Consider the following 10,832-nt stretch of genomic DNA (forward strand, 5'->3'; position numbering starts at 1 on the left):
CGACCCACCACCACCTGTCGCTCTCTGCCCCGCGTGACCCTCGATGGCGCGCTACAGAGGACATGATGACCCACGCCTTGCGCACCCCTTACCTGCTGGGCTTGCCCCTTGCCTGCCTGCTCGCCCCCACCGCAAACGCCCTGCCCGCCAGCGACGATGCGCGCCTGGAGACCGTCACGGTGATTTCCACCGGTGTGCGCGGCAACCAGCGCACGGTGGCCGACAGCCCAGCGCCGATCGATGTGATCAGCAGTGAGCAATTGCTGCGCAGCGGTCGCGCCGAGCTGTCGGAGGCCATTTCCAAACTGTTGCCCTCGTTCAACTTCGGCACCAACACCGCAGGCTTTCAGTCCGGGGTCAGGCCATTGAGCAACCGCGGGCTGAGCCCGGCCTATACCCTGGTGCTGGTCAACGGCAAACGCCGTCACAACGGCGCCGTGCCGGCCAGCGGTTCGACCGACAACAGCGGCGCCAACGCGGTCGACATCGACATGATCCCGATCAGCGCGGTGGACCACATCGAAGTGCTCAAGGACAGTGCCGCAGCGCAATACGGCTCGGACGCCGTGGCCGGGGTAATCAACATCATCCTCAAGAACAGCGCCCAGGGCGGACACGTGGAAAGCACTTACGGCCAGCTATATAGCGGACAGGGTGAAACCCTCAAGCTCGGCGGCGACAAAGGTTTCAGTCTGGGCGATGACGGCGGTTTCCTGCACCTGTTCGCAGATGCACGCAAACGCGGCACAGCCACCTGGATCGACAAAGCCGACCCCAGCTACCGCGCCTACTTCGAAGACGAACGCCAGGCCGGCTGGGATCGTCGCGCGGTAAAGAACGGCGACCCCGACCTGCGCGCCTTCAACCTGGGCTACAACGCCGAACTGCCACTGAGCGATGCATTCAAGCTGTATTCCTTCGCCACCTACGGCGAGCGCCGCCTGGAGGCCTACAACAACTACCGCCTGCCCAACAGCAATGCGTCGATCCCTGAACTGTTCCCCGACGGCTACTACCCGCTGAACAACATCAAGGACACCGACTACCAATGGCTGCTTGGCGCCAAGGGCAATGCCGGGCTGTGGGACTGGGACCTGTCCACCAGTTATGGGCGCAACAAGAATCAGCAGTCCAGCGACCTGACCATCAACCCCACCTACGGCCCGGCCTCACCGACCTCGTTCGATGACCTGGCGACCTTGCAATTCGACCAGTGGGTGAACAACTTCGACGTCACCCGCGCCTTCGACGGGCTGTTTGGCCTGGGCGTACCGACCCGGGTGTCGGCGGGGCTGGAACACCGCTGGGAACGTTTCCGCACCTTCGCAGGCGACCCGCTGGCCTACTCGGTCGGCCCCTACACCTACCCGGCCACCCTACCCGATGGCCGCCCCAACCCGTTGTATGCCCTGGCCAACGGGCAGACCGCAGTCGGCGCCCAGGCGGCACTGACCATCCGCCCGGAGGACGAAGCCGACGTCAAGCGCAACAACTACGCCGGCTACCTTGACCTGGGCCTGGACCTCAGTCCGGTCTGGTACCTGGGCGCGGCCGCGCGCCTGGAGCATTACGACGATGATTCGGGCAACACCGCGAGTTTCAAGCTCAACTCACGCTATGAGCTGAGCGACAGCGTCGCCGTGCGCGGTACCCTGGGCAGCGGGTTTCGCGCGCCTTCCCTGACCCAGAGTGGCTACACCGTCAGCGACAACCGCACCGCGCTGGACGCCAACGGCAACGTGGTGCCGGCCCTGCGCCGCACGGTCGCCCCCGGCAGCGCCGCAGCGCTGGCCTTCGGCGGCGACACCCTCGACCCGGAGAAATCCCGCAACGCCGGGCTGGGCCTGACCTGGCAGCCGGCACGGCGCACCAGCGTGACCCTGGATGCCTACCTGATCGACATCGACGACCGCATCGTGCTCACGGAAAACCTCTACGATCAGCAGAACGGCGCAGGCGCGGTGGGCGACATCCTCGCCTCGCTGGGTCTGGCGCGCACCACCTGGATCAACTACTACACCAACGCTTTCGACACCCGCACCCGCGGCCTTGACCTGGTCGGCGACCACACCAGTGAGTTCGGCGAATGGGGCGATGTGCGCTGGACCCTGGGCTTCAACTGGAACAAGACCACCGTGCGCGGCAGTCGTGGTACGCCCCAGGCACTGAGCGACGCGGGTATCAATGTGGTCGGCCACGGCCGCGAGGGTGATCTGGTGGCGGCCTCGCCCAAGACCAAGTGGGTGCTGGGCAGCCAGTGGTTGTTGGGCAACTTCACGGGTACGTTGCAGACCACCCGCTACGGCAAGGTCGAGACCTGGCAGCAGAACCCCAGCCAGGATCGCAGTTTCGGCGCCAAGTGGATCACTGACCTGGATCTTTCCTACCTGTTGCTCGACAGCCTCACGGTAAGCGTGGGCGGCACCAACCTGTTCAACGTGCGGCCCGACAAGAACGGCGTGTACAACGCCAACGGCAACCAGGCGGGCTACGGCAACCCGCCATTCCATCCCGGTGGCGGGTTCTGGTACACCAAGCTCGCTTACGATTTCTAGGCGGGTCTAGACAGGATCGCTGATCTGCTGCGCGGCCATCCAGGCTTGCAGCTGCGCCGCTGGCATGGGTCGGCCGAGCAGGTAGCCCTGACCCTGGTCACAGCCGGCGTCACACAGGAAGTCGTACTGCGCCTGCGTCTCGATGCCTTCGGCGGTGATGCGAAACCCCAGGGCATGGCCCAGATCGATAATGGCCTGGGCGATGGCAACGGCATGGGCATCGTCGGGCAGGTCCTTGACGAAGGCGCGGTCGATCTTCAGATGGTCGATGGGCAGGCTGCGCAGGTAGGCCAGCGAAGAATAACCAGTGCCGAAGTCATCGACTGCGGTGACCACACCCATCGCGCGCAAGCGCGCCAGCACCGCGAAGGCCTGTTGCTGGCTTTCCATCAGCAGGCTCTCGGTAATCTCCACCTCCAGCAGCGCCGGGCTGATGTCAAAGCGCTGCAGGGTGTCGCGCAAACTGGCAACGTAATCGCTGCGCTCGATCTGCAAGGCCGCCACATTAATCGCCAGCGTGCCCGGCAGACAGCCAAGCGCGCGCCACTCGGCCAACTGCGCGCAGGCCAGCTCCAGCACCCGTTCGCCCAGCGGCAGGATCAACCCGGTGCGCTCGGCCAGGGGTATGAACTCGCCCGGCGAGATCAGGCCATGTTCAGGATCTCGCCAGCGCAACAACGCCTCGACCCCCTGCAGGCGTCCACTGCCCAGCGCCAGCTTGGGCTGATACCACAGCTCGAACTCGTTGCACTGCAAGGCCCGGCGCAGGTTGCGCTCCAGCACCAGGCGTTGCTGCAGGCGCTCGGTCATGTCTTCGTGGTAGGCGCGCCAGCCATTGCGGCCCGCTTCCTTGGCGGCGTACATGGCCGTGTCGGCGTGGCGCAGCAAGGTGTCGGCCGCTATGCCGTGCTGGGGGAAGCAGGCAAGACCAATGCTGCCGGTGACCAGCGTGGCGTTGCCTTGCAGGTCGAAGGGACGGCGCAGACAAGCGAGCAGCGCCTGCGCACGCTCGATCACTGGATCGTGATTGCCGAACAAAATGAACGCGAACTCGTCGCCCCCCAGCCGGCACAGGCGGTCGCTGGCAGGCAAGGTAGCCTCGAAGCGCTCGGCAGCAAGACGCAGCAGCAGATCGCCCATGGCATGGCCGAGGCTATCGTTGACCTGCTTGAAACCGTCGATGTCGAGCATCAGCACGGCCAGGCCGTGACCATCGGCGATAGCAGCCTGCAACTGCTGCTGGAACAGCACGCGGTTAGGCAGTTCGGTGATGACGTCGTAATGGGCCAGGCGTTGCAGTTGTGCCTGGGACTCGCCCAGTTCGGCATTGCGTTCGGCGAGCAGGCGCTGGCTGCGTGTCAGTTGCGCGACGAACAGGCTGAACAACGCGGTGCAGCCCAGCGCCAGCAGGAACAACGGCGAACGAAACGGGCTGGCTAACGGCCAGCCATCCGGCGGCGCACCGACCAGTTGCCAGACGCCCCCCGGCACCTCCACCAGCACACTGGCCCGGGGCGTCTCGAACAGGCGCTCGTCACCCCAGATCATGCCGCCTTCGGCGCCGCGTCCGTCGGTGCCGCGAATGGCCAGCTGCAGGGGGTTGTAAGGGTTCAAACCGGCGGCGCGCAGCAGGTGCTCGACATCGGCCACCACCGAAACGCTACCCCAGTAGAAACTCACCCCGCGCTTGCCGGGCAGGAACACAGGCCGCCGGTAGACCAGCGAGTAACCGCCTTCGAGCAGTTTCATCGGCCCGGCCAGCACCGCGTCACGCCGCTCGCGGGCCTGCTCTACCAGCGGGTATTGCTGCGGCAGACTGCGATAATCCAGGCCGAGCAATACCTCGTTGCCTTGCAACGGATAGACCTCGTCGATCACATCGTCCGGGGCCAGGGTGATGCTGCGCATGTAAGGCGATGAACTCAGCGCCTCGCGGGCCATGCTCTGGAAATGCACGCTGCTGATCTTGCCGTCGGCGATGATCAGCTGCGCCATGCCTTCGGTTTCGCCGTACGTCGCACGCAACTGCGCCTGCAAACCGGCGCCCAGGCTACCCAGCCGAGCGTTGATCGCAGCCAGACGTTCACCCTGATCGCGTTGCTCATCGAGATGCCCCAGCAGTAATGCCAAGCCAATGCCGATGGCCGCGAAACCTGCAGGCAGCAGGCGCTGAAGACGCCTGCGCAGAGGTTTGGCGGCAGCTGGAAGGTCCTTCTCGTTCGCTGTACTCATAAGCCCGATAGATCATTCGATTGCTGCTGTATCGGCGCGAGGTGGCAAATGTTGAGCCACACTGGTGTTTTTCCAGCGCTGGGGCCATGCCCGGGCTGAACCGATTCAACGTGTCTGAACTGCGAGGTGCGCCACCCATGAATGCTGTGCTCGACGCTCTTTTCCCCAGCATTGACGAGATTCCCGAGGCCTGGCGTCCTGGCCAACCTCAGGAGCAACGCGAATACCTGGTCGACGGTGAACTGCGCCAGTGGCCCGGTGCCCTGGCCGCCGTACGCAGTCCGATCTCGTTGAAATCGGCAGACGGCGAGCAGCCGCTGATCCTGGGCAGCACGCCGCTGCTCGACGCCGACACCGCTCTCAGCGCCCTGGACGCCGCCGTGCGTGCCTACGACAACGGCCGCGGCACCTGGCCCACGCTGCGCGTCGCCGAACGCATCCAGCACGTCGAGCAGTTCCTGCAGCGCATGGGCGAGCAACGCACCGCGGTGGTCAAGCTGCTGATGTGGGAAATCGGCAAGAACCTCAAGGACGCCGAGAAGGAATTCGACCGCACCTGCGACTACATCACCGACACCATCGGTGCGCTCAAGGAACTCGACCGCCGTTCCAGCCGCTTTGAGCTCGAACAAGGCACGTTGGGCCAGATTCGCCGGGCGCCGCTGGGCGTGGCACTGTGCATGGGGCCGTACAACTACCCGCTCAACGAAACCTTCACCACGCTGATTCCGGCGTTGATCATGGGCAACACGGTGGTGTTCAAGCCGGCCAAGTTCGGCGTGCTGCTGATCCGTCCGCTGCTCGAAGCCTTCCGCGACAGCTTTCCGCCTGGGGTGATCAACGTCATCTACGGCCGTGGCCACGACACCGTCAGCGCGCTGATGGCCAGCGGCAAGGTCGATGTGTTCGCCTTCATCGGCACGCACAAGGCCGCCGCCGAACTGAAGAAGCTGCACCCGCGCCCGCATCGCCTGCGCGCGGTGCTGGGGCTGGATGCGAAGAACCCGGGCATCGTCCTGCCCGACGTCGATCTGGACAACGCCGTCGACGAAGCGCTGACCGGCGCGCTGTCGTTCAATGGCCAGCGCTGCACGGCGCTGAAAATTCTATTCGTCCATGAACAGCAGGTCGAGGCCTTCCTCGAACGCCTGCAAGCGAAACTCGCCACCCTCAAGGCCGGCATGCCCTGGACGCCGGGGGTGGCCCTGACGCCACTGCCTGAGCCGGGCAAACCGGATTACCTCGAAGGCCTGCTGACCGATGCCTGCGCCCACGGCGCCCGGGTACTCAACGAGGGTGGCGGGCAGCGCCGTGGCGCGTTCTTCTACCCGGCGTTGCTGTACCCGGTGAACGCGGCCATGCGTGTCTACCATGAAGAGCAGTTCGGCCCCATCATTCCCGTGGTGCCCTATGGCGACATCCAGAGCGTGATCGACTACGTGCTCGACTCCGACTACGGCCAGCAACTGAGCCTGTTCGGCAACGACCCGGCGACCATCGGCCGGCTGGTCGATACCTTCGCCAACCAGGTCGGGCGCATCAACATCAACGCGCAGTGCCAACGCGGCCCCGACACCTACCCGTTCAACGGGCGCAAGAACAGCGCCGAAGGCACGCTGTCGGTGCACGATGCGTTGCGGGTGTTTTCCATCCGCACGCTGGTCGCTACCCGCTTCAATGCCGCCAACAAACAGTTGGTGAGCGAGATCATCCGCAATCGGCAGTCGAATTTCCTCAGCACCGACTACATTTTCTGAGGCGCAGCGCCGCGGCGCAGTTGAAAGCGCCGCGGCTTTACCGGAAGCTCGGGGCACGTTGCCTGGATGCCGACATGCGAATCATCGACAAGAACGCCGCGCTGGTGCGCACCCTCACCCCTGCCGAAGTGCAATTGCTCAGTGCGTTCGCCAGCGAACAGCTCAACGGGCCGCAGCTGTTGCAAGCCAATCAATGGCTGATGCGCGTGCGCAGCGCCAACCAGTGGCTGGCCTGCGATTGTCGCAGCGACGTGCTGCCGGTACTCAATGTCAGCCTAAACGGCCACACCGGCACACTCTTTCTGAAGAATAACCCCGGCACCGCCGAACACGCGCCGGGCTGTCCGTTCAGCAAGGTCGAGCGCGAAGCCGGCGCCAGCGCCAGCCAGACGCCACCGGCCGCCTGGCTGGCACCGGATACGCCGTTGCGCCTGATCGGCGATTTTCGCAGCGCAGCAAGCGCTGGCGGGCCATCGCGCAGCGCTGCTCACGAGCAACCGCAGTTGCTGTCACTGCTGCTGACCTGGATCGAAACCAGCGGCCTGAACCTCTACGCCACCCACCTCAAGCAAGACCTCACCCAGCAGTTCGCTGCCCTGCGCAGTGTCGCCGGCCGCTACCCGTTGCTCGAACGGGTGCCGGCCAGCAACTACCTGGAAACGCGGCTGGACATGAAGCACATGATGATGCTCAAGGCGCGGCTGCGTGAGGCCACGGTGTTCGGCAACCATCGTCGCCACGGCCTGCTGCTCGACTGCGTCGAGCAGATCAAGGGCCGCAAAGTGTTCAGCGCGCGCAGCAGTGAGGGCTTCGATTTCCAGGGCCACCACCTGTATTGGGGCGGAAGCCGCACCAGCGGGCCGCTGCTGGCGCTGGGCTTGTATTCGCCGGCAACCGCGGGCAGTCACTTCTACGAGCTGATCCACATCGCCAGCGTGCCGGTGCTGTCGCGTGCGCAGCTGTTTCCGGTGTATCGCGACGAGGAGCGCGAACCGCTCAAGGCGCTGGTGTCGCTGATCGACTGGATGGCGGGCAAAGGGGGCAAGGTGCAGATGCGCCGCCCGGTGATCGGCGGCCAGGTGATGGATGAGCTGGTGCTGACCTCCGACCAGGACCGAGTGCTGTCGGTGTCGCTGCTCGAGCAACCGCTGGGCCCTGAGCCGGATGCCGAAACCTTCAAGCGTTATGCCGACTTCAAGAGCCTTGAGACGTTTCGCAAGTACGTGGCCGGGTTCTTCATGCGCGAGCGCTGATACCGGCGTGCGGCATCAGCGCTGGCCTGGAGTCAGAACGCTGCTTTGAAGATCGCTTCGATTTCGCTCTGCACGGCGCTGCGTGGGTTGGTCAGGCCGCAGGCGTCTTTCAGGGCATTGGCTGCCAGCAGGGGCACGTCTTCGACCTTGGCGCCCAGGGCGCGCAGGCCATTGGGAATGTCGATGTCGGCCGAGAGCTGCTCGATGGCCTCGATGGCGGCCAGCGCACCTTGCTGATCGTTCAGGCCGCACACCTTGATCCCCATGGCCTTGGCCACGTCGCGCAGGCGCGCCGCGCTGACCTGGGCGTTGAAGCGCTGCACATGGGGCAGCAGCACCGCGTTGCACACGCCGTGGGGCAAGTCATAGAAGCCGCCAAGCTGGTGCGCCATGGCGTGTACGTAGCCGAGCGAGGCGTTGTTGAAGGCCATGCCGGCGAGGAACTGGGCGTAGGCCATCTGCTCACGGGCTTGCAGGTCACTGCCGTGGGCCACGGCCTGGCGCAGGTACTGGCTGATCAGGCTGACAGCCTTGAGCGCGCAGGCGTCGGTGATCGGCGTGGCCGCGGTCGAAACGTACGCCTCGACCGCATGGGTCAGCGCGTCCATGCCAGTGGCGGCGGTGAGTGACGGCGGCATGCCGACCATCAGCGCCGGGTCATTGACCGACAGCAGCGGCGTGACGTTACGATCGACGATGGCCATTTTCACGTGGCGCACTTCGTCGGTGATGATGCAGAAGCGGGTCATTTCGCTGGCGGTGCCGGCGGTGGTGTTGATGGCGATCAGCGGCAGCTGCGGCTTGCTGGAACGGTCGACACCCTCGTAGTCACTGATGTGCCCACCGTTGGTGGCGCACAGGGCGATGCCCTTGGCGCAGTCGTGGGGCGAGCCGCCACCGAGGGAGATCACACAGTCACAGCGCTCACGCTGCAGCACCGCCAGGCCCGCTTCGACGTTGCCGACGGTGGGGTTGGGTTTGGCGCCATCGAAGATGCGCGAGTCGATGTCGCGCTCGGCCAGAAGGCCTGCGATGCGCGCGGCAATCCCCGCACGTGCGAGCCCTTGGTCAGTGACGATCAACGCCCGGCGCAGACCGTAGCCGGCAATGGCGTCCATGGCTTCGTTCAGGCAGTCGTTGCCCATGATGTTCACGGCGGGGATGAAGAAGGTGCTGCTCATGGCGAATCCTCAACGGCTATGGCGGTTTGCTATGAGCATGGGCTGTTGCGGATTCGGGGATATTGATCCAGGGCAATGGGGTGAGGGGGGATGGGTGCGGGTGGGCCGGCTTTGCCGGCCATCGCGGCTCAACCGCCCCTACGGGGGTTGTAGGGGCGGTTTGGCCGCGAATATTGCTTCAGGCGATGGCCGTATCGACCAGCACCTGCGCCTCAGCCACCAGACGCTCGAGGTGGGCCTCGTCGATGAAGCTTTCGGCGTAGATCTTGTAGATGTCTTCAGTGCCCGACGGCCGTGCGGCGAACCAACCGTTGGCGGTCATGACCTTGAGGCCGCCGATGGCCTGGCCGTTGCCCGGCGCGTGGCTGAGGATCTGCTCGATCGGCTCGCCGGCAAGCTCGGTAGAGGTCACCTGCTCGGGCGCAAGCTTGCTCAGTAGGCCCTTCTGACGCGCGTCGGCCTTGGCCTCGACGCGGGTGGCGAAGGGCTTGCCCAGGGCTTGGGTCAAGTCGTTGTAGGCCTGGCTCGGGGTGCGACCCGTACGCGCGGTCATCTCGGCCGCGAGCAGCGCTGGAATCAGCCCGTCCTTGTCGGTGGCCCATACCGAACCATCACGGCGCAGGAACGAGGCGCCGGCGCTCTCTTCGCCGCCGAAGCCGAGGCTGCCGTCGAACAGCCCCTGGGCGAAATACTTGAAGCCCACCGGCACTTCGTACAGCTCGCGGCCCAGCCGCGCGGTGACGCGGTCGATCAGGCCGCTGGACACCACGGTCTTGCCGACTGCGGCGTCCTGGCGCCATTCAGGGCGGTGGCGGTACAGGTAATCGATGGCCACGGCCAGGTAGTTGTTCGGCGCCAACAGGCCCTCGGCAGTGACGATGCCGTGGCGGTCGTGGTCCGGGTCGCAGGCAAAGGCCACGTCGAAGCGCTCGCGCAGGCCGATCAGGCCCTGCATCGCGTAGGGCGAGGACGGGTCCATGCGAATCTGCCCGTCCCAGTCGACGGTCATGAAGCGGAAGGTCGGGTCGACCTCGCTGTTCACCACCTCCAGGTCGAGCTGGTAACGCTCGGCGATGGCCGCCCAGTAGCGCACCCCTGCCCCGCCCAGCGGGTCGACGCCCAGGCGCAGCTTGGCGGCGCGGATCACCTCGAAGTCGATGACGTTTTCCAAGTCGGCCACATAGCTGCTGACGTAGTCATGGCGCTGGGTAGTGGCGGCCTGCAAGGCGTCGGCATGGGCCACGCGCTTGACCCCGGCCAGGCCGGCGGCGAGCAGTTCGTTGGCCTTGGCTTCGATCCACTTGGTGACATCGCTGTCGGCCGGGCCGCCGTTGGTGGGGTTGTACTTGAAGCCACCGCTTTGCGGCGGGTTGTGCGAGGGAGTGATGACGATGCCGTCGGCCAGGCCGCTGGTGCGCCCACGGTTGTAGCAGAGGATGGCGTGGGACACCGCAGGCGTGGGGGTGTATTCGTCGTCCTTGGACAGCATCACCTGCACGCCATTGGCGGCCAGCACCTGCAGCGCACTGGCGGCAGCCGGCGCGGACAGCGCGTGGGTGTCGGCACCGATGAACAGCGGGCCGTCGATGCCATTGGCGGCGCGGTACAGGCAGATGGCCTGGGTGATCGCCAGCACGTGGTCTTCGTTGAAGCTCAGCTCCAGCGAGGTGCCACGGTGGCCCGAGGTGCCGAAGGCGACGCGCTGCCCGGCGATGGCCGGATCGGGGCGGCCGGTGTAGTAAGCAGTCAGCAGGCGCGGGATATCGACCAGCACGCTGGCCGGAGCCGGTTTGCCTGCCAAAGGACTGAGCGTCATGCAAGAACCTCGAGTTCAACGAATGTAGGGGGTAAGAG

Annotated in this window: 6 protein-coding genes; 3 read left to right on the forward strand and 3 right to left on the reverse strand. The window is 65.4% G+C overall.

Annotated elements, in window-relative coordinates; all coding sequences use genetic code 11:
- The first annotated feature begins 65 nt into the window (after positions 1-65).
- On the forward strand, positions 66-2,555 hold the full coding sequence (locus LK03_RS17995; RefSeq protein ID WP_038413796.1) for a TonB-dependent receptor plug domain-containing protein: 2,490 nt from the start codon (positions 66-68) through the stop codon (positions 2,553-2,555).
- A 6-nt stretch (positions 2,556-2,561) separates the two neighbouring features.
- Here the strand turns inward: LK03_RS17995 and LK03_RS18000 are convergent, their stop codons facing one another.
- Positions 2,562-4,787 carry a putative bifunctional diguanylate cyclase/phosphodiesterase gene (locus LK03_RS18000; RefSeq protein ID WP_038413797.1) on the reverse strand — a complete coding sequence of 742 codons (2,226 nt, stop codon included), beginning with the start codon at positions 4,785-4,787 and terminating at the stop codon, positions 2,562-2,564.
- A 137-nt stretch (positions 4,788-4,924) separates the two neighbouring features.
- On the opposite strand from LK03_RS18000, the gene LK03_RS18005 reads away from it, so the two are divergent.
- Complete coding sequence (locus LK03_RS18005) at positions 4,925-6,544, forward strand: NADP-dependent glyceraldehyde-3-phosphate dehydrogenase (RefSeq protein ID WP_038413798.1); 1,620 nt, start codon at positions 4,925-4,927, stop codon at positions 6,542-6,544.
- A gap of 74 nt (positions 6,545-6,618) precedes the next feature.
- A complete protein-coding gene (locus tag LK03_RS18010) occupies positions 6,619-7,797 on the forward strand; it encodes a hypothetical protein (RefSeq protein WP_038413799.1) in 1,179 nt (392 codons plus the stop codon).
- 32 nt (positions 7,798-7,829) lie between these two features.
- On the opposite strand, the gene yiaY is transcribed toward LK03_RS18010, so the two are convergent.
- Complete coding sequence (gene yiaY / locus LK03_RS18015; protein ID WP_038413801.1) at positions 7,830-8,978, reverse strand: L-threonine dehydrogenase; 1,149 nt, start codon at positions 8,976-8,978, stop codon at positions 7,830-7,832.
- Between the two features lie 178 nt (positions 8,979-9,156).
- Positions 9,157-10,794, reverse strand: coding sequence for a phosphoglucomutase (alpha-D-glucose-1,6-bisphosphate-dependent) (pgm, locus tag LK03_RS18020; RefSeq protein WP_038413803.1), 1,638 nt, complete (start codon positions 10,792-10,794; stop codon positions 9,157-9,159).
- Between the last annotated feature and the right edge of the window lie 38 nt (positions 10,795-10,832).

Origin of the sequence: Pseudomonas cremoricolorata (assembly GCF_000759535.1) — a bacterium.
Classification (GTDB): Bacteria; Pseudomonadota; Gammaproteobacteria; order Pseudomonadales; family Pseudomonadaceae; genus Aquipseudomonas; species Aquipseudomonas cremoricolorata_A.

What these genes read in the sequence shown, in the direction of transcription:
- pgm (WP_038413803.1), bottom strand. Translation starts at nt 10,794, where the DNA reads ATGACGCTCAGTCCTTTGGCAGGCAAACCGGCTCCGGCCAGCGTGCTG.
- LK03_RS17995 (WP_038413796.1), top strand. Translation starts at nt 66, where the DNA reads ATGACCCACGCCTTGCGCACCCCTTACCTGCTGGGCTTGCCCCTTGCC.
- LK03_RS18005 (WP_038413798.1), top strand. Translation starts at nt 4,925, where the DNA reads ATGAATGCTGTGCTCGACGCTCTTTTCCCCAGCATTGACGAGATTCCC.
- LK03_RS18000 (WP_038413797.1), bottom strand. Translation starts at nt 4,787, where the DNA reads ATGAGTACAGCGAACGAGAAGGACCTTCCAGCTGCCGCCAAACCTCTG.
- LK03_RS18010 (WP_038413799.1), top strand. Translation starts at nt 6,619, where the DNA reads ATGCGAATCATCGACAAGAACGCCGCGCTGGTGCGCACCCTCACCCCT.
- yiaY (WP_038413801.1), bottom strand. Translation starts at nt 8,978, where the DNA reads ATGAGCAGCACCTTCTTCATCCCCGCCGTGAACATCATGGGCAACGAC.